The sequence below is a fragment of the Rhizobium indicum genome (assembly GCF_005862305.2).
Classification (GTDB): Bacteria; Pseudomonadota; Alphaproteobacteria; order Rhizobiales; family Rhizobiaceae; genus Rhizobium; species Rhizobium indicum.
The window spans coordinates 47,361-66,887 of record NZ_CP054023.1; the positions used below are offsets into that span (position 1 = coordinate 47,361).

24 protein-coding genes are annotated in these 19,527 nt (G+C 61.6%); 10 read left to right on the top strand and 14 right to left on the bottom strand.

Annotation, left to right across the window (positions count from 1 at the left end):
• Window positions 1–20: 20 nt before the first annotated feature.
• Window positions 21–179, bottom strand: a complete 159-nt coding sequence (locus FFM53_RS29945; RefSeq protein WP_003547831.1) for a YqaE/Pmp3 family membrane protein — start codon at window positions 177–179, stop codon at window positions 21–23.
• Between the two features lie 78 nt (window positions 180–257).
• On the opposite strand from FFM53_RS29945, the gene rhaI reads away from it, so the two are divergent.
• The gene (gene rhaI, locus FFM53_RS29950; RefSeq protein WP_138389672.1) at window positions 258–1,550 is read left to right on the top strand and encodes an L-rhamnose catabolism isomerase; all 1,293 of its coding nucleotides are present in this window, start codon (window positions 258–260) and stop codon (window positions 1,548–1,550) included.
• 93 nt (window positions 1,551–1,643) lie between these two features.
• Here rhaI and FFM53_RS29955 read toward each other — a convergent pair whose 3' ends face one another.
• Window positions 1,644–2,102 carry a carboxymuconolactone decarboxylase family protein gene (locus FFM53_RS29955; RefSeq protein ID WP_065283773.1) on the bottom strand — a complete coding sequence of 153 codons (459 nt, stop codon included), beginning with the start codon at window positions 2,100–2,102 and terminating at the stop codon, window positions 1,644–1,646.
• A gap of 108 nt (window positions 2,103–2,210) precedes the next feature.
• Here FFM53_RS29955 and FFM53_RS29960 point away from each other — a divergent pair, with 108 nt between their 5' ends.
• Window positions 2,211–3,080, top strand: a complete 870-nt coding sequence (locus tag FFM53_RS29960) for a sigma-70 family RNA polymerase sigma factor (RefSeq protein WP_138389671.1) — start codon at window positions 2,211–2,213, stop codon at window positions 3,078–3,080.
• A 272-nt stretch (window positions 3,081–3,352) separates the two neighbouring features.
• Window positions 3,353–4,561, top strand: coding sequence for an amidohydrolase/deacetylase family metallohydrolase (locus tag FFM53_RS29965; RefSeq protein WP_138389670.1), 1,209 nt, complete (start codon window positions 3,353–3,355; stop codon window positions 4,559–4,561).
• A 124-nt stretch (window positions 4,562–4,685) separates the two neighbouring features.
• On the opposite strand, the gene FFM53_RS29970 is transcribed toward FFM53_RS29965, so the two are convergent.
• The 4 genes from FFM53_RS29970 to FFM53_RS29985 all read right to left on the bottom strand — a co-directional run bounded on the left by FFM53_RS29970 (window position 4,686) and on the right by FFM53_RS29985 (window position 6,822).
• Window positions 4,686–5,534, bottom strand: coding sequence for an IclR family transcriptional regulator (locus FFM53_RS29970; RefSeq protein WP_131139660.1), 849 nt, complete (start codon window positions 5,532–5,534; stop codon window positions 4,686–4,688).
• A 118-nt stretch (window positions 5,535–5,652) separates the two neighbouring features.
• Window positions 5,653–6,075, bottom strand: a complete 423-nt coding sequence (locus FFM53_RS29975; protein ID WP_138389669.1) for a type II toxin-antitoxin system VapC family toxin — start codon at window positions 6,073–6,075, stop codon at window positions 5,653–5,655.
• Entirely contained in the window at window positions 6,075–6,323 is a 249-nt protein-coding gene (locus FFM53_RS29980; RefSeq protein ID WP_138389668.1) for a type II toxin-antitoxin system Phd/YefM family antitoxin, read from the bottom strand. The genes FFM53_RS29975 and FFM53_RS29980 overlap by 1 nt, the downstream gene beginning before the upstream one ends.
• A gap of 283 nt (window positions 6,324–6,606) precedes the next feature.
• Window positions 6,607–6,822: a hypothetical protein gene (locus tag FFM53_RS29985; protein ID WP_138389667.1), complete on the bottom strand. Its 216-nt coding sequence runs from the start codon at window positions 6,820–6,822 to the stop codon at window positions 6,607–6,609.
• Between the two features lie 127 nt (window positions 6,823–6,949).
• Here FFM53_RS29985 and FFM53_RS29990 point away from each other — a divergent pair, with 127 nt between their 5' ends.
• Both FFM53_RS29990 and FFM53_RS29995 read left to right on the top strand, forming a co-directional pair.
• Window positions 6,950–7,573, top strand: coding sequence for a TetR/AcrR family transcriptional regulator (locus FFM53_RS29990; RefSeq protein ID WP_138389666.1), 624 nt, complete (start codon window positions 6,950–6,952; stop codon window positions 7,571–7,573).
• Between the two features lie 83 nt (window positions 7,574–7,656).
• Window positions 7,657–7,845 carry a hypothetical protein gene (locus tag FFM53_RS29995; RefSeq protein ID WP_003547852.1) on the top strand — a complete coding sequence of 63 codons (189 nt, stop codon included), beginning with the start codon at window positions 7,657–7,659 and terminating at the stop codon, window positions 7,843–7,845.
• Between the two features lie 48 nt (window positions 7,846–7,893).
• Here FFM53_RS29995 and FFM53_RS30000 read toward each other — a convergent pair whose 3' ends face one another.
• Window positions 7,894–8,334, bottom strand: coding sequence for a DUF1810 domain-containing protein (locus FFM53_RS30000; RefSeq protein WP_138331370.1), 441 nt, complete (start codon window positions 8,332–8,334; stop codon window positions 7,894–7,896).
• 72 nt (window positions 8,335–8,406) lie between these two features.
• Window positions 8,407–8,685: a hypothetical protein gene (locus FFM53_RS30005; protein ID WP_027665604.1), complete on the bottom strand. Its 279-nt coding sequence runs from the start codon at window positions 8,683–8,685 to the stop codon at window positions 8,407–8,409.
• 275 nt (window positions 8,686–8,960) lie between these two features.
• Here FFM53_RS30005 and FFM53_RS30010 point away from each other — a divergent pair, with 275 nt between their 5' ends.
• Window positions 8,961–10,331 (top strand): amidase, encoded by a 1,371-nt coding sequence (locus tag FFM53_RS30010; RefSeq protein ID WP_138389665.1) that lies wholly within the window; start codon window positions 8,961–8,963, stop codon window positions 10,329–10,331.
• 66 nt (window positions 10,332–10,397) lie between these two features.
• The gene (locus tag FFM53_RS30015) at window positions 10,398–11,258 is read left to right on the top strand and encodes a sugar phosphate isomerase/epimerase family protein (RefSeq protein ID WP_138389664.1); all 861 of its coding nucleotides are present in this window, start codon (window positions 10,398–10,400) and stop codon (window positions 11,256–11,258) included.
• 137 nt (window positions 11,259–11,395) lie between these two features.
• On the opposite strand, the gene betC is transcribed toward FFM53_RS30015, so the two are convergent.
• Window positions 11,396–12,904 carry a choline-sulfatase gene (betC, locus tag FFM53_RS30020; RefSeq protein ID WP_138389663.1) on the bottom strand — a complete coding sequence of 503 codons (1,509 nt, stop codon included), beginning with the start codon at window positions 12,902–12,904 and terminating at the stop codon, window positions 11,396–11,398.
• Between the two features lie 142 nt (window positions 12,905–13,046).
• Between betC and FFM53_RS30025 the strand changes: the two genes are divergently transcribed.
• The 3 genes from FFM53_RS30025 to FFM53_RS30035 all read left to right on the top strand — a co-directional run bounded on the left by FFM53_RS30025 (window position 13,047) and on the right by FFM53_RS30035 (window position 15,164).
• Window positions 13,047–13,949, top strand: coding sequence for a choline sulfate utilization transcriptional regulator (locus FFM53_RS30025; RefSeq protein ID WP_138389662.1), 903 nt, complete (start codon window positions 13,047–13,049; stop codon window positions 13,947–13,949).
• A 120-nt stretch (window positions 13,950–14,069) separates the two neighbouring features.
• Complete coding sequence (locus FFM53_RS30030; RefSeq protein WP_026265569.1) at window positions 14,070–14,273, top strand: hypothetical protein; 204 nt, start codon at window positions 14,070–14,072, stop codon at window positions 14,271–14,273.
• A gap of 99 nt (window positions 14,274–14,372) precedes the next feature.
• Entirely contained in the window at window positions 14,373–15,164 is a 792-nt protein-coding gene (locus FFM53_RS30035; protein ID WP_138389661.1) for an HpcH/HpaI aldolase family protein, read from the top strand.
• A gap of 3 nt (window positions 15,165–15,167) precedes the next feature.
• Here the strand turns inward: FFM53_RS30035 and FFM53_RS30040 are convergent, their stop codons facing one another.
• The 5 genes from FFM53_RS30040 to FFM53_RS30060 form a co-directional block, all read right to left on the bottom strand.
• The gene (locus FFM53_RS30040) at window positions 15,168–15,848 is read right to left on the bottom strand and encodes a spermidine synthase (RefSeq protein ID WP_138389660.1); all 681 of its coding nucleotides are present in this window, start codon (window positions 15,846–15,848) and stop codon (window positions 15,168–15,170) included.
• Between the two features lie 70 nt (window positions 15,849–15,918).
• A complete protein-coding gene (locus FFM53_RS30045) occupies window positions 15,919–16,818 on the bottom strand; it encodes an ABC transporter ATP-binding protein (RefSeq protein WP_138331378.1) in 900 nt (299 codons plus the stop codon).
• Complete coding sequence (locus FFM53_RS30050; RefSeq protein ID WP_138389659.1) at window positions 16,815–17,618, bottom strand: ABC transporter ATP-binding protein; 804 nt, start codon at window positions 17,616–17,618, stop codon at window positions 16,815–16,817. The genes FFM53_RS30045 and FFM53_RS30050 overlap by 4 nt, the downstream gene beginning before the upstream one ends.
• The gene (locus FFM53_RS30055) at window positions 17,615–18,493 is read right to left on the bottom strand and encodes an ABC transporter permease (protein WP_018495205.1); all 879 of its coding nucleotides are present in this window, start codon (window positions 18,491–18,493) and stop codon (window positions 17,615–17,617) included. Before FFM53_RS30055 ends, FFM53_RS30050 begins: the two co-directional genes overlap by 4 nt.
• 1 nt (window position 18,494) lies before the next feature.
• Window positions 18,495–19,472 (bottom strand): ABC transporter permease, encoded by a 978-nt coding sequence (locus FFM53_RS30060; RefSeq protein WP_130704444.1) that lies wholly within the window; start codon window positions 19,470–19,472, stop codon window positions 18,495–18,497.
• Between the last annotated feature and the right edge of the window lie 55 nt (window positions 19,473–19,527).

The window sequence follows — 19,527 nt, forward strand, 5'->3', positions numbered from 1 at the left end:
CGTAAAGCGAACGGATAGAGCTATTTCCGGAGGATCACCCATATTGCGTGGATGATCCCCGGCACATAGCCGCAGAGTGTCAGCAATATATTGAGCCAGAAATGCAGGCCGATCCCGACCTGCAAAAATACGCCAAGGGGCGGCAGGATGATCGCAAGAAGAATGCGGACAACGTCCATCGTAGCTCCTTCGTTTGAAGACATGTAAGCGTTTGAACGCGAACCGTGCCCCTATGGTTCGCGACCAGGGAGGAATAGATGACAGATTCCAGGATTGCGCCAGATCTGGTCGCGACTGACAACGACAAGCGGGCAACCGCGCTGAAAGCCGATTACGAGGCACTGGGCGCGACGCTTGCCCGTCGCGGCGTCGATATCGAGGCGGTCACCCGGAAGGTTGCGGAATTCTTCGTTGCCGTTCCCTCCTGGGGCGTCGGCACCGGCGGCACGCGTTTTGCCCGTTTCCCCGGTACCGGCGAGCCGCGCGGCATCTTCGACAAGCTCGACGATTGCGCCGTCATCAACCAACTGACGCGGGCGACGCCGAACGTCTCGCTGCATATTCCCTGGGACAAGGCGGATGTTAGCGAATTGAAGGCCAAGGGCAATGCGCTCGGCCTCGGCTTCGATGCAATGAATTCGAACACCTTTTCCGATGCGCCCGGCCAGGCCCGTTCCTACAAATACGGCTCGCTCAGCCACACCGATGCGGCGACGCGGGCGCAGGCGGTCGAGCACAATCTCGAATGCATCGAGATCGGCAAGGCGCTCGGCTCCAAGGCGCTGACGGTCTGGATCGGCGACGGTTCGAACTTCCCCGGCCAGAGCCATTTCACCAAGGCTTTCGAGCGTTACCTCGCCTCGATGGCGAATATCTACAAGGCGCTGCCCGACGATTGGAAGCTGTTCTCCGAGCACAAGATGTACGAGCCGGCCTTCTATTCCACGATCGTGCAGGATTGGGGCACCAACTACCTGATCGCCCAGACGCTCGGTCCCAAGGCCTATTGCCTCGTCGATCTCGGCCACCATGCGCCGAACACCAATATCGAGATGATCGTCGCCCGGCTGATCCAATTCGGCAAGCTTGGCGGTTTCCACTTCAACGATTCGAAATATGGCGATGACGATCTCGACGCCGGCGCGATCGATCCCTACCGGCTGTTCCTGGTCTTCAACGAGCTGGTCGATGCCGAACAGCGCGGCGTCAACGACTTCAATCCGGCCCATATGATCGACCAGTCGCACAATGTCACCGACCCGATCGAAAGCCTGATCAACAGCGCCAACGAAATCCGCCGCGCCTATGCGCAGGCGCTGCTCGTCGACCGCAAGGCGCTCTCCGGCTACCAGGACGACAATGACGCGCTGATGGCGTCGGAAACGCTGAAGCGCGCCTATCGCGCCGATGTCGAGCCGATTCTGGCCGAAGCCCGTCGCAGGGCCGGCGGCGCAATCGACCCGATCGCCGTCTACCGCGCCAGCGGTTATCGCAAGAAGGTAGCGGCCGAACGCCCGGCATCCGCTGCCGGCGGCGGCGGCATCATCTGAACGATCGATTGTTTCGCATGGCCTGAAGCCATGTTGGTTAGAGATGATGGTTGCCGGCAGCGCAGGGGTGACGCGCTGCCGGCAACCTCGCCCTTACGGCTTCCAGGCCCCGGCGATCTGGCGGGTGGCGATGTTCAGCCGGTTCCAGACATTGATGTTGGCGATGGCGATGACAAGTGCCGCAAGGCTCTTGCCGTCATAATGCCGGGTCGCTTCGTCCCAGATATCATCCGGGACAGGGTCGGCGCGGTCGCTGACGCGGGTCACCGCCTCGGTCAGCGCAAGGGCTGCCCGCTCGGCATCGCTGAAATAAGGCGAGTCGCGCCAGGCGCCGATGGCGAAGAGCCGTTCGTCGGTTTCGCCGAGCTTCTTTGCGATGCGCGGATGCCCGTCGACACAGACGCTGCAGCCGTTGATCTGGCTGGCGCGCAGATTGACGAGTTCGAGCAGCTTGGGCGAAAGGCCGGTTTCGGCCGGCACCTTGCTGAGAGCCGCCAGCGCCTGCATGGCTGCGGGAAGGACGAGGGCGGGATTTCCCATTCTCTCCTGCATGATAAGTCTCCTCTATAGGTTTACTGTTTGACGATCCGCCGGCGCTGTCACATCGGCCGGGGTTCATTCGTCATGGCCTTGACGGAATGCAGCGGAGGAATGTGACAAATGGACGAGAAAAAATGGCTGACTGAAGAATTCGAGTCGAACAGAGCGCATCTGAGGGCCGCAGCCTATCGCATGCTCGGCTCGCGCAGCGAGGCGGAGGATGCCGTTCAGGAGGCCTGGCTGCGGCTCAGCCGCACCGATACGACAGGGGTCGGCAATCTCAGTGGCTGGCTGGCGACAGTGGTGGCGCGCATCTGCCTCGACATGTTGCGCGCCCGCAAGACCCGGCGCGAGGAGCCGCTGGAGGCGCCTGTCCATGCCGGGATCGCCGATCCGGCGAACGATCCCGAGCGCGAAGCCGCCTTTGCCGATTCGGTCGGGCTGGCGCTGCTCGTCGTGCTGCAGACGCTGGCGCCCGCCGAACGTGTCGCCTTCGTGCTGCACGACATGTTCGACCTGCCCTTCGACGAGATCGCGCCGATCATCGGCCGTTCGTCCGCCGCCACCCGCCAGCTCGCAAGCCGCGCCCGTCGCCGGGTGCAGGGGGTGGATGAAGCGCCTGATGTCGATTTCGGCCGCAAGCGGACGATCGCCGAGGCCTTTCTGACGGCGTCGCGCAATGGCGATCTGGAGGGATTGATCGCGGTGCTTGCCCCTGACGTCGTCTTCCGGCCGGATGCGACGGCCGCCCGCTTCGGCACCATTGGCGAAATGCGCGGCGCAGCTCACGTGGCCGAAGCCTTCAAGGGTCGGGCGCAGGCAGCCGAAATCGCCATCGTCGACGATGAGCTTGGATTCGTCGTGGAGATCAAGGGCCAGCTTCGCGTCGTCGTGGCGCTGACGATCGTCGACGGCAGGATCGCCGCGATCGACGCCATCGCCGATCCGGATCACTTGGAACGGCTTGACTATTCTATTCTTCGAGATTGAAAAAAACGCGAATTCGCCCGCTCTTCGAAACTAGGCGCGCCTCGGATGGAGCGCGCCGCTCACGTTTCTTCAGCGATGACGACCGCGTCATTTTTCTTGACAGCGGCGTCCTCGGCTTTATTCTATTATAAAGACTTATATAACATAACTATGGAATTGTGGCGACCCAGATGCCCTTGTGCATCTTTCGCTACCCATTGCTCTTCCATAATGACCCGCAGACGGATGACCGAGGAGCGATCCGGTCCGAGACTTCGAAAGGAATGCATGTCATGTCCGGCGACCAGGCGAAGAAGCCGCTTCTCCTCACCAATGTCAAACCGATGGCTTTCGGTTCTGGCCCATCAGAGGGGGCAACCGACATTCTCGTCAATGCCGACGGCAGGATCGCCGAGATCGGTCCGTCGCTTTCCGTCTCGCAGGATGTGACGCGCATCGACGGCAAAGGCGCCTTCATCTCGCCGGGCTGGGTCGATCTGCACGTGCATATCTGGCACGGTGGCACCGATATTTCCATCCGTCCGTCCGAATGCGGCGTCGAGCGCGGCGTCACCACGCTGGTCGATGCCGGCTCGGCCGGTGAGGCGAATTTCCATGGCTTCCGGGAATATATCATCGAGCCCTCGCGCGAGCGCATCAAGGCCTTCCTCAATCTCGGCTCGATCGGCCTCGTCGCCTGCAACCGCGTCGCGGAATTACGGGATATCCGCGATATCGATCTCGACCGCATTCTCGAGGTCTATGCAGAAAACAGTGAGCACATCGTCGGCATCAAGGTGCGCGCCAGCCATGTCATCACCGGATCCTGGGGCGTTACGCCGGTCAAGCTCGGCAAGAAGATCGCCAAGATCTTGAAAGTGCCGATGATGGTGCATGTCGGCGAACCGCCGGCGCTCTATGACGAGGTGCTTGAGATTCTCGGCCCCGGCGACGTCGTCACGCATTGCTTCAACGGCAAGGCCGGGTCGAGCATCATGGAAGACGAGGATCTCTTCAATCTCGCCGAGCGCTGCGCCTCCGAGGGCATCCGCCTCGACATCGGCCATGGCGGCGCCTCCTTCTCCTTCAAGGTCGCCGAGGCGGCGATCGCGCGCGGGCTTCTGCCGTTCTCGATCTCGACCGATCTGCACGGCCATTCGATGAACTTTCCGGTCTGGGATCTGGCGACGACGATGTCGAAACTGCTCAGCGTCGGCATGCCTTTCGACAAGGTGGTGGAAGCCGTTACCCATGCGCCGGCATCGGTCATCAAGCTGTCGATGGAGAACCGGCTTTCGGTCGGCTCGCAAGCGGAATTCACCATTTTCGATCTGGTCGATTCCGATCTCGAGGCGACGGATTCCAACGGCGACGTTTCGGTCCTGAGCAAGCTGTTCGAGCCGCGCTACGCGGTGATGGGCACCGATGCCTTCACCGCCAGCCGCTATGTGCCGCGGGCGCGCAAGCTGGTGCGCCACAGCCACGGCTATTCCTACCGTTAGAGCAATTCCAGGAAAAGTGCAAAGCGGTTTTCCGTCCGGAATTGCGTAAAAACAAAAGGATAGAGTGGTTCTGCGCTTCCGTTAAAAGCTGAACCGCTCTAGGATCCATTGAAGGGCGCTATCCTCAGCGGTTGCGCCAGCCCATCAGCTTTTCGATCCGTTCCGCTGAACTGCGCACATGGGCCGTATAGTGGTTCTCGTCGGAAAACGCCTTCTGTTCCGGCAGCACGATGGAAATGGTAGCGACGCACTGGCCGTCGCGATCGCAGATCGGCGAGGCGATGCAGGCAACCGCATAATCCGATTCCCCAGCCTGGATCGACAGCCGCGATTCGAAGGCCTTGCCGGCGGCTTCCGACAGCGTGCCCGGATCGATCTCGGCGCGGCCGGTCGGTGATGAGCGGGCGCAGCGCTTGAACAGTTCGATGCGCTCCTCCTCGGCCAGGTGGCCGACGAGCAGGCGGCCGGAGGCCGTCCAGTTCAGCGGCACCCTTGTGCCGACGCGGGACGCCACCTGAAAATGGCTCGGGCCGTCGGCCATGGCCAGCACCAGCATATAGTCGCCGTCACGGCCGCAGACCTGCACGGTTTCGCCGGCCTGCCGGCAGAGATCGTGCATTTCGTGGGTAGCGATGCTCATGAAATCCAGCGACCTGGCATAGGCAAGGCCGTAATGGTAGAGCCGCGCGCCGAGCCAGATCGAGCCGTCGGTCTGGCGCGTCAGCATGTTCTTCTCGACGAGGTCGTCGACGATGACGTAAACGGTCGACAGCGGCGCCTTCACCGCCTTGGCGATGGCATAGACGCCGGCGGGCGATCCGGTCTCGTAAAGATGATCGATCACCTGAAGCGCCCGGTCGATGCCGCTGACGCGCGCGCGTCGCGCGCCCTTGCCACCGGTCTCGCCGGCAACACCCTCATCTTCGGAGTAAACTGCGGATGATGTCTTTCCGTCCAATTCCACGCACCTCATAAAACTGCGATCATGTTACATTACTATGGCATAGCTGTCGTAGAGGCAAATCGCAACAGAAGATAACCCTACGGCATCGTGTCGACGGCTGCGATGGTGGATTGATCTGCCGGTGGCATCATAACAGCTGGTGCTTTGCTCCGACGATGGTGCAAGCCTTCGCCAGCCCCTTGTCCAGTGTGACGAGCGTGGCATCGCTGCCGAGCGCGACAGCGAGATGGAGTGCATCGCCAGCGCGAAGACCGATGTCGAATTGATCGGTCATGCGTGCCGCTTCGATGAAATGCGCTCGCGATATCGGCAGGATCTCGAACGTCGTCGAACATAATTCTCTGAACATCGCCAATGCCTTGCCGCGATCGGCCGGGTCGATCTGTCCGGCTCTTGCCTTGAGCGCGACGGCGCTCGAAAATTCGGTGATCGTCCAACCGCTGACCGCGATCTCTTCGGATCGAAGCGTCGCCAGCCATTGCTGCACGTCGTCCGTGCGGGTTTCGATCGTCCAGGCGGCGATGAGGACTGACGTGTCGATATAAAGCATCAGTAACGGTCGGTGTCGCGCATGTCGCGGATGAAGGTCGCGGAATCGACCGGCTTGGCCGGCGGCTTCATCGAGGCGGTCAATGCCTTCAGCCGCTCGACATCGATCGGTTTTTTGCGCGTCTTGACGGGCACGAGCTGCGCCACCGGCTTGCCATGCCGCAAAATCTCGACGGTTTCGCCGGCTTCAACGCGATTGAGCAATTCGCTGAGATGGGCCTTGGCTTCCGCTAAATTGACACTCGCCATGACGCCCTCTTGATGACCAATTTTCTAGTCACTTTAGTCCGAAAACTAGACTGCCGCAAGACCGCGGCACGACAACCGGCGGCAAGCCGATCCTCTAAAGCGCGTCGCGATCTTTCAGATTCACTCCTTGCGCTTTAGTCTTTGTTTTTACGCATGCCGTTGCCGCAAAACCGCTGCACACTTTTGTGCGACATGCCTTAAAGCGGCAAGGGCCGCCGTCTGGTCGAGACGGCAGCCCTTGACGGGGGCAGGGAGAGATCCCCAAGCTGGTCAGGCGGCTTCTTCAGCCGAAGCAGGGCATTGCCGGCAGATTGGCGCGGCTTGCGAGCGCTCCGATTATATTGCCCACCGAAGTCGAGCGCGGTTCGCGTTTGCGGGCGGCTGTCTCCAGGAGTTGCTTGAAGTCTTCAAGCTTTACGCCGTCGGCGCGCAACACCATGGCGATCAGGGGGTCGCGAAGGGCTTCGGATATCGTCAGGTCATCTCTGGTCTTTGTCATGGTTGTCCTCCTTTCGTGGGCAGTCGCCCGTGTTCCACTTTCCGCTGCCATGCCCTCGGCATTGACTTTCGCGTTTCGTGGTGTTACCGGTAAGTAACAATGCATTTGTTACCGATCGGTCACATTGATGTCAAGGACTACGTCCGCAAAAAAATCAGAAACTTCGAATGAAATCTCCGCAGCCGTTCCAGAAGATCGCATCCCGCCGCGGGAGCGTATCGTCTCGACCGCCTCGGAGCTTTTCCGCGAGCGCGGCATTCGCGGCATCGGCGTCGATGCCATTGCCGACGCGGCTCTGACCAACAAGATGACGCTCTACCGGCATTTCGGCTCGAAGGACGAGCTCGTCTGCGAAACGCTTCGCCGCGCCTCCGAAAAGGCGGGTGCCATCTGGCGCGATCTGGAAACGGCCTATCCCGGCAATCCGCGCGCCCAGCTGGACGCCTGGGTGGAGCTGCGGGCGCAATGTCTGAACGGCGAGCCCGCCGGCTGCGATCTCGCCAATGCCGCCATCGAGCTGAAGGGCGAGGGCCATCCAGCCCACGAAATGATCGAGCGGCACAAGGCCGAACAGCGTGATCGCCTGGCCGGGCTCTGTTTGGCGGCCGGCGCGCGCGAACCCCAGCTTCTTGCCGATACATTGACGCTGCTGCTCGAGGGCGCACGCGTCAGCCGTCAGGCCATGGGCGCTGCCGGCTGCTGCGGTCATTTCGCCAAGGCGTGCCACGCGGCGATCGCTTCTTTCGCCTGAGCACCGCAAGTGTGTGGGGAGGGGAACCTTACCGCTTCCATGCCGTTTTCACACTAACCCGAGGGCGATGTGGAGGCAGGGAGATGAACTACGTCTATCTCAAACGCCTATATGCCAAGCGCGCCGAGCTCGAAGCCAAGCTGGAGCTCCATGATGCGCGCTATTGTTTCGGCGAGGAAGAGGTCGATGACGGCACCGACAGCGATCTGCGTCAGCGGTTGAGCGAAATTTCCGAGGAAATTGCTACGCTGGAGAGCAGGCCGGGCCGATAACTATTTAATTTTCAACAGCATTCAGATTTTAAGCCGACCGGCATAAAGTCAGTCTGTGCTGGCGCTAAGGATTTCCATCGTCCGTTCGTCGAATTTTCCCTGATAGAAATGCTCGATCACCTGGTGGAAGGGCGAACCGTGATCGCTGATCGCGGCAAACAAGGTCATCGACGAGCGCAGCTTGAAGTCGTCGGGTGAGCCCAGGATTTCGTGCGCCGATCGGCCGTTCACGGACAGGATCGCCTCGACGCAACGCAGCAGCCGGCTTGAGAGAATGGGATCGGCGAGATAGGCGGCGGCTTCCTCCGCCGAGCGGATCGCATATTTTTCGGCCATCGCCGACGTGCCGAGACCGGCGATCTGCGGGAAGATGAACCACATCCAGTGGGACGTTTTGCGCCCGGCTTTCAGCTCCAAGAGCGCCCGCTCATAGATCCCGTTCTGGGCGTCGATGAAGCGGTGAAGCTTGTAGTCGATGTCGCCGGCCATGGTCCTTTTCCCTTTTCCTGCTGTCGATGCAGCCTGGGCAAAGGTTTCCACGCCCGGCAATATGTTTTGCTATCAGCAAACCCTCTCAGCGTAGGGGCTGCTGTCGCGGCAATGGCCGTAGGCCGGATGCTGCGGCACGTTATCGCCGGCCGGGGCGGCAATGGCCGATGTCGTCATCGGGTCCGTATTGCCGGAAGAATATGCGGCAAAACCCGCAAAGCTCAAGAGAACCAGCGCTCCGACCACGACAATGCGCTCGAAGGCCGAAAGTTTCTGGGCGCTGACATGATCTACATAATCGCGCTCGCCTAAACCGGCGGTTTCGTCCTCTTTTACATGGAGGGTCACCATATCCTGGCGACGGCTTAAAGTTTCACAATCTGTCATTTTAATTACTCCTGCAACACATGCGGCGCCGGTCTCTTAAGAGCAAACTCTCACCCTCGTGCCGAACCGCTTCCGCATGCGAGCAGCATGTGTGTCTTCGATCGTGGCAATTGAAGGGGCGATCTTCAAACGCAGTGTTCAAAAAATCGTACCAATAAATGCAAAATATCGTGAAGCTCTGGTTCATCGGAATGATCCGCGGTAGTCCAGAGAGGAACATCTTTCTTCTGGATAGTCCCATGAGCAAATCCTTCGGCGCGATGTCGGTCGTGCAGCTTTCCGTCCTCATTCAAGGTGGCGCGGCCGATCCGGTCGAGGTCGCCGAGGCAGTTTTCGATTCCATCGCGAATTATGCCGACAAGGCGGTCTTCACCACACTGTCCGAAAGCCGGGGGATGGAGGAGGCGCGCGCCTCTTCGCGACGTCTGCAGGAAGGGCGCTCGCTTGGATTGCTGGACGGCATTCCGATTGCCTGGAAGGATCTTTTCGACATCGAAGGCCTACCGACGACGGCGGGCTCCGTTGTTCTGGCAAAGGACATGCCGGCCAAGCAAGATGCGGCCGTCGTCGCTTTGCTCAGGCAGGCGGGCATGGTCGCCGTCGGACGCACCAATATGAGCGAGTTCGCCTTTTCCGGCCTCGGCATCAATCCGCATTACGGCACGCCGGTAAATCCGCACGGCACCGATCTCCGGCGCATTCCGGGCGGCTCATCCTCCGGCGCCGGTGTCGCTGTCGCGGCCGGACTGGTGCCGGTCGCCATGGGCACCGATACCGGCGGCTCGGTGCGCATTCCCGCCGCCTTCAACGGCATCGTCGGCTACAAGGCGACACGCGGCCGCCACGCGATGGCAGGGGTCTATCCGCTGGCAAAGAGCCTGGATTCGCTGGGACCGCTCTGCCGCAGCGTCAGGGACGCGGTCTGGATCGACGCGGCGATGCGCGGCCTGACGGCGCCCGATGTCGTTGGGCTTCCCCTGCAAGGGCTGGAACTCATCGTGCCTGAAAACATCGTCTTCGATGGCGCTGAAGCCGGCGTCGTCGCCGCGTTCGAGGCAGCTCTGGGACGTCTTCAAAAGGCCGGCGCCAAGGTTGCCCGCACCGTCATCCCCGCCTTCAACGAGATATTCGATCTGGTGACGAGATATGGTCCGCTGGTGACGGCGGAGGCTTTCGCACTTCACCGCGAACGCTTGGCAGGACCGGACGCGGACAGCATGGATCACCGTGTCGTCATGCGCACCCGTCTCGGAAGCAAGACGACGCTGCCCGATTACCTGGCGATCCTCGAGGCGCGCAGCCGCCTGATCGCCGATGTCGAGCGCCTCGTCGGCGACCGGCTGCTCGCCTTTCCCACTGTCGCCCATGTCGCGCCGCCGATCGGGCCGTTGGAGCAGGATGACGAGCTGTTCTTCGCGACGAACAACAAGACGTTGCGCAACACCGCGCTCGGCAATTTCCTCGACTGGTGCGGCGTTTCCATTCCCTGCGGTACGGGCGACGCTGGCATGCCTGTTGGACTGCTGCTTTCGGCCACCGCCCATCGCGATGAAGCGCTGCTGGGGATTGCCCTTGCGGCCGAGGCGGTCATCCGCGACGATTTTGCCTGAATTGGCAATTGAACCGCCGGGATTTAGTTGCCATTGATGGCATGAGGAGATCCGGGAGGAAAGCAAGTGCAGGTTTTGCAAAACGGACGTTTCGCGGTTTCGACATGGTCGCTGCATCGGCTGCTCGGCGCCGTTCATGCCTATAGTCCCGATCCCGACAAAAGCGCTGCTGCGAAAGAACCCTATGGCCCGGGTGCCGCGGCCCTGATCGATGTGCCGGCGGCGCTCTCGGCGCGCGGCGTCAACCGGCTGGAGATCTGTTCCTTCCATCTGCAAAGCCTCGACGCCACCTATATAAGCGAATTGCGCGACGCGATGGCGACCTCGAATGTGCTGTTCCAGACGCTGCTGGTCGAGGACGGCGATCCGAGCCATCCGGAGACGGCTGAACGCGACGTAAAATGGATGGCGGAGTGGATCGACATCGCGGCAACCCTTGGGGCTGAGAGGATGCGCGTCATTGCCGGCAAGCAGAAGCCGACGGAGGAAAACCTTGCCCGCGCCGCCCGCCATCTGAATTGGCTGGCCGGAAAGGCGGAAGGCAGCGGCGTGCGTGTCGTCGTCGAGAACTGGTTCGACCTGCTACCATCGCCAGTCGAAATGAACTGGCTGCTGGACCGGCTGGACGGCAAGGTCGGCCTCAATGGCGACCTCGGCAACTGGGCGGCGCCAGCCAAATATGAAGGCCTTGCCGACATCATGGGCCGGGCGGAAATCTGCCATGCCAAGGCCGACTATGGCACTGCCGGCCTCGATGCCGAGGATTACCGCACCTGCCTGGAGATGTGCGAGAGAGCCGGTTACGACGGTCCCTTCACGCTGATCTACGACTCGCCCTTCTTCCCTGATGAATGGGACGGCATCCTTCTGCAGAAGGCGTTCATCGAGGATTTTCTGCGCGAGGCGCCCGCGCGCAGAACGGCTTAAATCAGAAGCGCTTCTTGCTCATTCCTAGAGCATGATGCCGAAAAGTGTGAGCGGTTTTCGGACGACATCATGCTCTCACTATATAATGTAGAACAGGATTTAGATTTTAGGCCGACCCGGCCTAAAATCATCCTGTTCTAGCGCGGGAACCTCTGGTTTTCCTCCAGCACGTTCAGATCCATGTGGTTGCGCATATAGCGCTCCGAAGCTTTCTGCAGCGGCTGATAATCCCATGGATAATAGGCCCCATTGCGCAGCGCCGCATAGACCACCCAGCGGCGCGCCTGGCTTTCGCGCACGGCTTCGTCGAAATCGGAAAGGTTCCAGCGTCGGCCGGCCTGTTCGACAAGCCTTGCCAAGATCTCGGCATGCGCCGGGTCGGCCGCCAGATTGTCGAGCTCCTGCGGATCGACCTCGAGATTAAACAGCATCGGCGGGTCCTTCTCGCAGAGCGAGAGTTTGTATCGTCCGTCTCGGATACAGACGAGCGGCGCCTCGGAACCCTCTGCGGCATATTCCAACGGCACAGGGCCGCGGCTGCCGGTGCCTTCGGCAAGCGCTGCGAGATCCTCGCCCTCGGTCCATGGCTTCAATGAGGCGATATCGATCCCGGCAAGACCGGCGAGCGTCGGTGTCACGTCGAGTGTGGAGACAGGCTGGTCGATCCGTCTGGGCGTCCAGCCGGGTGCCGCGATCATCAGCGGAACGCGGGCCGATCCTTCGAAGAAGTTCATCTTGAACCAGAGGCCGCGATCGCCGAGCATGTCGCCATGGTCGGAGGCAAAGAGGATGATCGTGTTTTCAGCCATGCGGCTCCGTTCCAGGACGCCGAGAATGTCGCCGATCTTCTCGTCGACATAGGAGATATTGGCGAAATAGCCCCGCCTTGCCCGCCTGATCTGCTCATCGCTGATGTCGAAAGCGTCGTGATCGCAGGCTTTCATCAGACGCTGCGAGTGCGGGTCCTGCTGCTCGAAGGCAATCGGCGCAACCGTCGGGTCAAGTGCCGGGCAGTCCTCATAGAGGTCCCAGAATTTGCGGCGCGCGACATAGGGGTCGTGCGGATGGGTGAAGCTGACGGTCAGGCACCAGGGGCGCTCGTCATGGCCACGCGAGAGATCGAACAGCTTGCGGGCGGCGTGGTAGGCGACCTCGTCGTCATACTCCATCTGGTTGGTGATCTCGGCAACGCCGGCGCCGGTGACCGAGCCCAGATTGTGATACCACCAGTCTATGCGCTCGCCGGGCTTGCCATAATCGGGCGTCCAGCCGAAGTCGGCCGGGTAGATATCCGTCGTCAGGCGTTCCTCGAATCCATGCAACTGGTCGGGGCCGACGAAATGCATCTTGCCGGAAAGCGCTGTCTGGTATCCGGCAGCGCGCAGATGATGCGCATAGGTCGGAATGTCAGAGGCAAATTCCGCCGCATTGTCATAGACGCGGGTTCGGCTCGGCAATTGTCCGGACATGAAGGAGGCTCGCGCCGGTGCGCAGAGCGGGCTTGCCGTATAGGCGTTGGTGAAACGTACGGAGCGCTCCGCCAATGATTTCAGATGCGGCGCACGCAGGAAATCGGCAGGGCCATCGGGAAAGAACGTTCCATTCAACTGATCGACCATCAGGATGAGGATATTCGGACGCGCCATGTGAAATTGTCTCCTGTGGTCTCCAAGGCCGGGACGGTCTTCCTGGAGGGGGACGTCCCTTGCTATTTGCAGATCTTATCAAAACCGCTATCATCATGCTTGTAAAGGCAGCTTTTTTTTATATTTGCCAAAAGGAATTTTTATGTCAGACCGCCTGCCTGAGCTGGGATGGATGCGCATCTTCGCGGAGGTCGCAAGGCTCGGCAGCTTTTCGGCTGCGGCGGCAGTTCTCGGCCTTACGCAGCCTGCCGTCAGTTATCAGATCCGGCGGCTGGAAGAGCAGTTCGGCGTCGCCCTGCTGCGCCGCCAGCACCGCGGCGTCGAGTTGACCGCGGAGGGCGAACGGCTTTTCCAGGTCACGGCCAAGACGGTTGGTGACATCGATGCCCTGGCGCGCAGTTTCGGCACCGAGGCTCAAAGGCCGGTCGTCAGACTGAGAACCGACTATGCTTTTTCAGCGCTTTGGCTGATCCCGCGCATGCACGGCTTTCGCCTGCTTCACCCGGAAACGGATATACAGATCGTCGCGACCCAGAGGCTTGAGCCCGGCTTTGGTGACGACGCAGATGTGGTGGTGGTTTTCGGCACAAAGGCGGAATTCGGCACTATCGGATCGCTGCTGCTGCAGGAAAAGGTCGTGCCCGTCTGCACGCGAGGCTTTCTCGATCGCAACGGCCCGTTCGACGATCCGCAGCAGCTTGCCAAGGCGATCCTGATCCATCTCGACTCACCGACGCCATCGCCCTGGTTCGACTGGCGAAGTTATTTTGCCGAATTCTCCGTTACTCGCGACCTCCATGCCGGCCGCGGTGATGTCAGTTTCAACACTTACTCGCTGGTCGTCCAGGCCGCTCTCAGCGAGCAAGGCGTGGCGATCGGCTGGATGGGGCTGGTCGATACGCTTCTCTCCACACATATGCTGGTGGAAGCCGGGCCGCCGCTCGAGGCACCCGACCGCGGTTACTGGCTGATACCGCCGCGATCGGCAAATGTTGATAGCGAAAGGCTCAGCACCTGGCTGGTGGATGAAGTCGGCAGGACATGACATCCAGACCGAGGCCGGCGCGTCATTGCATCCGGAATATGTTCGCGCTCAGGAGAGAAGCCTTGTCATGACCGACGCCGATCGACATTGTGGCATCGATTCATAGGGAAGGGCCAAAGCATGTCGCGAACCGTCGGATACGTCGTTGGACTGCTCATGATCCTCTTGGGACTGATCTGGATCGCTCAGGGAAGCGGCTATTTTCCCTATCCCGCGTCCAGTTTCATGATCAACCAAAGCATCTGGGTTCTCTGGGGAAGCATCATGGCTGTCGCGGGGCTCGCTGTGACAATCATTATTTCACGACTGCGCCGGAGAGGATGACCCGGCAACCGTGCATGGCTTTGAGGGAATTCGACATCGACGAGTTCCTCGAGCAGAAATATCTGGCGGCTAACGGCCTGTCGAAGTGAGGAGAATGGCATGAGCGCAGCTGAAATCGACGGCTTTGCGGACCGGATCAGGCAACACCGGGGCGGCATGATCTCCGCCTGGATCGGTATTCCCGACGCCACGCTCGCCAATCACCTGGCGCAGGAGGCCTTCGATGCCGTCGTGCTGGATATGCAGCACGGCATGTGGGATATGCCCTCGGCGGCGAACGCCGTCGCCCAGGTGCGGCTTGCCGGCAAGCCGGCGCTGGCGCGCATACCGGTCGGTGATTTTGCTTCCGCCTCGCGCCTGCTCGATGCCGGCGCCTCCGGCATCATCGCGCCGATGATCAATTCGGCCGAAGACGCGCAAGCCTTCATCAAGACCACCAAATACCCGCCTCTCGGCGAACGCAGCTGGGGACCCTCGCTGGCGCTGAACCATACAGGCCTGTCGGCCGATGATTATCTGAAGAACGCCAACGCGCTCACCGTCGCCATCGCCATGATCGAGACCCGGGCGGCACTCGAGGCGATCGACGACATCCTCGGCGTTGCCGGCATCGATGGCATTTTCATCGGCCCTTCCGACCTTTCGATCGCGCTCTCGAACGGCGACCAGGTGGCGCCGAACGCCGCCGAGATCGACAGCGCCATGCAGCATGCGGTTTCGCGCTGCCGCTCCCACGGCAAATTCGCCTGCGCCTTCGCCGGCGACGGGGAGCGGGCCGGCGAACTGCTGAAATTCGGCTTCGATCTGGTCATTGCCGGGGCCGAGACAGCGCAGCTGCGCTCCGGCGCCCGCCGCGCCATCAACGCCGCCCGCAGGATCGCTTCTGCTTGAGCGTCATTTCACCGGCTTGACGGCCAGCCAGATGACGTGGCGGGCGCCGCCGCGTTTGCCGTTGGCGCGCGTGCTGACTGCATCGACGGCAAAACCGCTGCCCTTAAGACGTCGCGTGAAATCGGGGTCCGGACCGGACGACCAGACGGCGAGCACGCCGCCGGGGCGCAGCGCGTCGCTGGCGGCGCGAAGGCCGGCGAAATCGTAGAGCCGGTCGTTGGATTTGCGGGTCAGGCCATCAGGGCCGTTGTCGACATCGAGCAGAATGGCGTCATAGGCAGCCTTGCCGGCGCGGATCGCTTCGCCGACATCGCCCTGATGGATGCCGACGCGCGGATCGTCGAGGCAGCCCTTGAAGACCTCGGCCATCGGCCCGCGGGCCCAGGTGATGACCGCAGGCACCAGTTCGGCGACGGTGACGCCGGCATCTTCGGGAAGGACGGCGAGAGCGGCGCGCAGGGTAAAACCCATGCCGAGCCCGCCGATCAGCACCTTTGGCTTCGGGTGCGACTTGATCCGATCCCAGGAAAGGGTCGCCAGCGCTTCTTCCGAGCCGCTGAGACGGCTGTTCATCAGCTCGTTGGCGCCAAGCATGATCGAAAATTCGCTGCCGCGCTGCTTCAGCCGCAATTCGCCGTTTTCACCGGGAATGGTTGCGGAATCGAGCTGGATCCAGGGCAGCATGACGGTTTCGCCTCATATGAAAGAGACCGTCCCCTAGCATAGGGCGCTAGATGAGGCCAGCAAGCCGAACTCAGATCATCCGCATGAAATGATCCGGCTCGAATTCGACGATGTCGTCCTGCGGCACTGCCGAACGGCGGCGGATGTCCTCCACCTCGTCGGGCCTCAGCCGCGCCTTCGGGTCCTCGAACCGGACCTCCGGATCAGGCACGGCCGAGAGCAGCAGCCGGGTATAGGGATGCAGCGGATTGTCGATCACCTTGGCAACGCTGCCCCATTCGACGATCTGGCCGGCATACATCACAGCGATATCCTCGGCGACGTAACGGGCGGTGGCGATGTCATGGGTGATGTAGAGCAGGCCGAGATTCATCTCCTGCTTCATCTCGTTCAGCAGGTTCAGCACGCCGAGGCGCACCGAGACGTCGAGCATCGAGGTCGGCTCGTCGGCGACGATGACCTCCGGCTTGACGGCCAAGGCGCGAGCAATGTTGACGCGTTGGCGCTGGCCGCCGGAAAGCTCGTGCGGATATTTCGGCGCGACGAGATCGGGATCGAGCCTGACGCGCTGCAGCAATTCGCGGATCGCGGCGTCGATCTCGGCCCCCTTGATCTCCGGGCGGTGCAGTTTCAGTGGCCGCCGGAGATGATGGGCGATGGTGTGGGCCGGGTTGAGGGAAGCGAATGGGTCCTGGAAGATCATCTGCACCGAGCGGCGGTAGCGGGCGATCTCGGCGGATTTCGCCGCCTCGACAGGCCGGCCCTTGTAGAGAATCCGGCCCGATGTCGGCAGATATTCGCGCATCGCCATGCGGGCGCAGGTGGTTTTGCCGCTGCCGGATTCGCCGACAAGCGCCAGCGCCCGGCCGGCATGCAGCGAAAACGAGATGGCGCGCGCCGCATGCACCGCCCCGGAGCCATGGCCGAAAGTCTTGGTCACCTGGTCGAGTGCGAGAATGGCGTCTGTCATAACAGCACTCCTCCATGCAGCGAGGGGAAGGAGGCCCAGAGCTTCTTCGTGTAGTCGTGCTTTGGCGTCCTGTAGATCGCCTCGGCGGTGTTCTGCTCCACCAACTGGCCGCCGAGCATGATGCCGATGCGGTCACAAAACTGCACCATCAGCCCGAGATCATGGGTGATGAACAGCACGGAAAAGCCGAAGCTGCGGCGCAATTCGTTGATGCGCTGCAGGATTTCGCGCTGGACGACGACGTCGAGCGCCGTCGTCGGCTCGTCCATGACGACGAGCTTCGGATCGAGCGCCATGCAGATGGCGATGACGATGCGCTGGCGCATGCCGCCGGAAAACTGGTGCGGATAGTCGCGCATGCGATCCGGCGCGATGTCGACGAGCGTCAGCATCTCGGCGGTGCGCTCGCGGGCTGCAACACGGCTCATGCCCTTGTGAGCGCGCAGCATGTCGTAGAATTGCGTCTCAATGCGCAGCACCGGGTTCAGCGAATTCATGGCGCTCTGGAAAACCATGGCAACCTCGCGCCAGCGGAAGGCGCTGAGTGCCTGTTTGTCGAGGCCGAGCACGTCGCGACCGTCGAGCAGGATGCGGCTCTCCTTGCGGATTAGCGCCGGCGGCTTGTGCAGGCGGCTGATGGCAAAAGCGATGGTGCTCTTGCCGCAGCCGGATTCGCCGGCAAGGCCGAAGACCTCGCCGGGCGCGACATCGAAGCTGACATCGTCGACGGCGCGGAAATCCTTCTCCTCGCCGATATAGTCGATGGTGAGGTTCCTCACCGAGAGCAGCGGCTGCGTCACAGGCGGCCCTCCCCGGAGCGGACGAGCAGGGACCAGCGCTTCAGATGATTGCCGGTGCGCAGCCGCGGATTGGCGATCTCGTCGACGGCGAAGTTCAGCAATGACATGCCAATGCCGAGGAAGGCGAGTGCGAAGCAGGGGGTGAGAATATCCCACCAGGCGCCGACCGAAAGGGCCGAGGCTTTCTGCGCATTGTAGAGCATGGTGCCCCAGGAGATCGCTCTCGGGTCGCCGAGGCCGAGGAATTCGAGCGTCGCCTCGGTGATGATCGCGAAGATGACGCTGCCGATGAAATTGATGCCGACGATTGAAATCACGTTGGGAAAGATCTCGAATGTCATGATGCGCCATTGCGGCTCCCCCATCATCTCGGCCGATTTGACGAAATCCTTCTGCTTGACGGAGAGCGTTTCGGCACGAGTGACGCGCGCGCCCCAGGCCCAGGAGGTGGCGCCGAGGATGAGGGCGATGACGAGGGGGCTTGCCTGGCCGATGAAGGCGGCGAGCACGAGCAGCAGCGGCAGGTTCGGAACGACCAGCACCATGTTGGTGAAGAAGCTGATGATCTCGTCGGTCTTGCCGCCGCGATAGCCGGAGATGATGCCGAGTGCGGTGCCGACGAGTGTGATCAGCAGGCCGGCGCCGAAGCCGACGGCAAGCGAAGTACGGGCGCCGTAGATCAGCCGGGCAAAGACATCCTGGCCGATGCGGGTGGTGCCGAGGATATGGTCGAGTGATGGCGCTTGATGCGGCCGCCCGGTGCGGGCGGCGGGATCGTACTGCGTCAGCAACGGCGCTGCGATCGCGACGAGGACGATGAAGGCGATGATGACCAGGCCGATCAGCGCCTTGCGGTTTCGAAGCAGGGTCTTCATCTCACGCTCCCTTCAGCCGCGGGTCGAGCAGCACATAGCTGACGTCGACGATAAAATTGGCGATCAGCATGGTCGCGGTCATGATGAGGAGCTGGCCCTGGATGACGGGGTAATCGCGGGCGAGGATCGCCTGGTAGAGAATGTTGCCGAGGCCGGGATAGTTATAGACGACCTCCGTCACCAGCGAACCGCCGAGGATGGTGCCGATGGCGATGGCAAGGCTGGAGACGGTCGGCAACAGGGCGTTGCGCGCTGCGTACCAGAGCATCACATGCCGGTCGGAAAGGCCCTTGGCGCGGGCCATGACGATATAGTCCTCGCCGAGCAGGTTGATCATGTTGTTGCGCATGGTGACGGTGAAGCCGCCGATCAGCACGGTGCAGAGCGTCACCATCGGCAGGATGCCGTGATAGGCGAGGCTGCCGATGTATTGCAGGCTGAAGGCCGGATCGAGCGATGGGTCGGCGGCATAACCGTTCGGAAACCAGCCGAGCGTGAAGCCGAAGATGAAGAGCACGATCAGCGAGGTGACGACGGCCGGCACCGAGGTGGCGAAGATCGCGCCGACGGAGACGATGACATCGAACTTGCTGCCGCGGCGCCAGGCGGCGACGATGCCGAGGAAGGTGCCGAGCGCAAAGCTCACGATCGTCGCCGTGCCCATCAGGCCGACGGTCCAGACGAGGGCATGGCCGAGCACCGAGGTGACCGGCAGCGGAAAATATTTGATCGAGCGGCCGAGATCGCCGGTGAAGATGCTACCGAGATAAGTGAGATACTGCTGCCAGAGCGGACCGTCGACGAAGCCGAAGGTGAGCTTCAGCGCCTGCAGGCTTTCCGGCGGCAATTCGGTGCCGGCACTCGAAAACATGATCTGCACGGGATCGCCCGGCATCAGACGAGGCAGGAAGAAATTGATTGTCGCTGCCGCGATGAAGGCTGCCATGTAGAAGACGAGGCGGCGAAGCAGGAAAGCCATGGGGACTCCGTCATGACAGGAGCGGCGCTTTACGCCGCTCCCGAGGATTGCGATG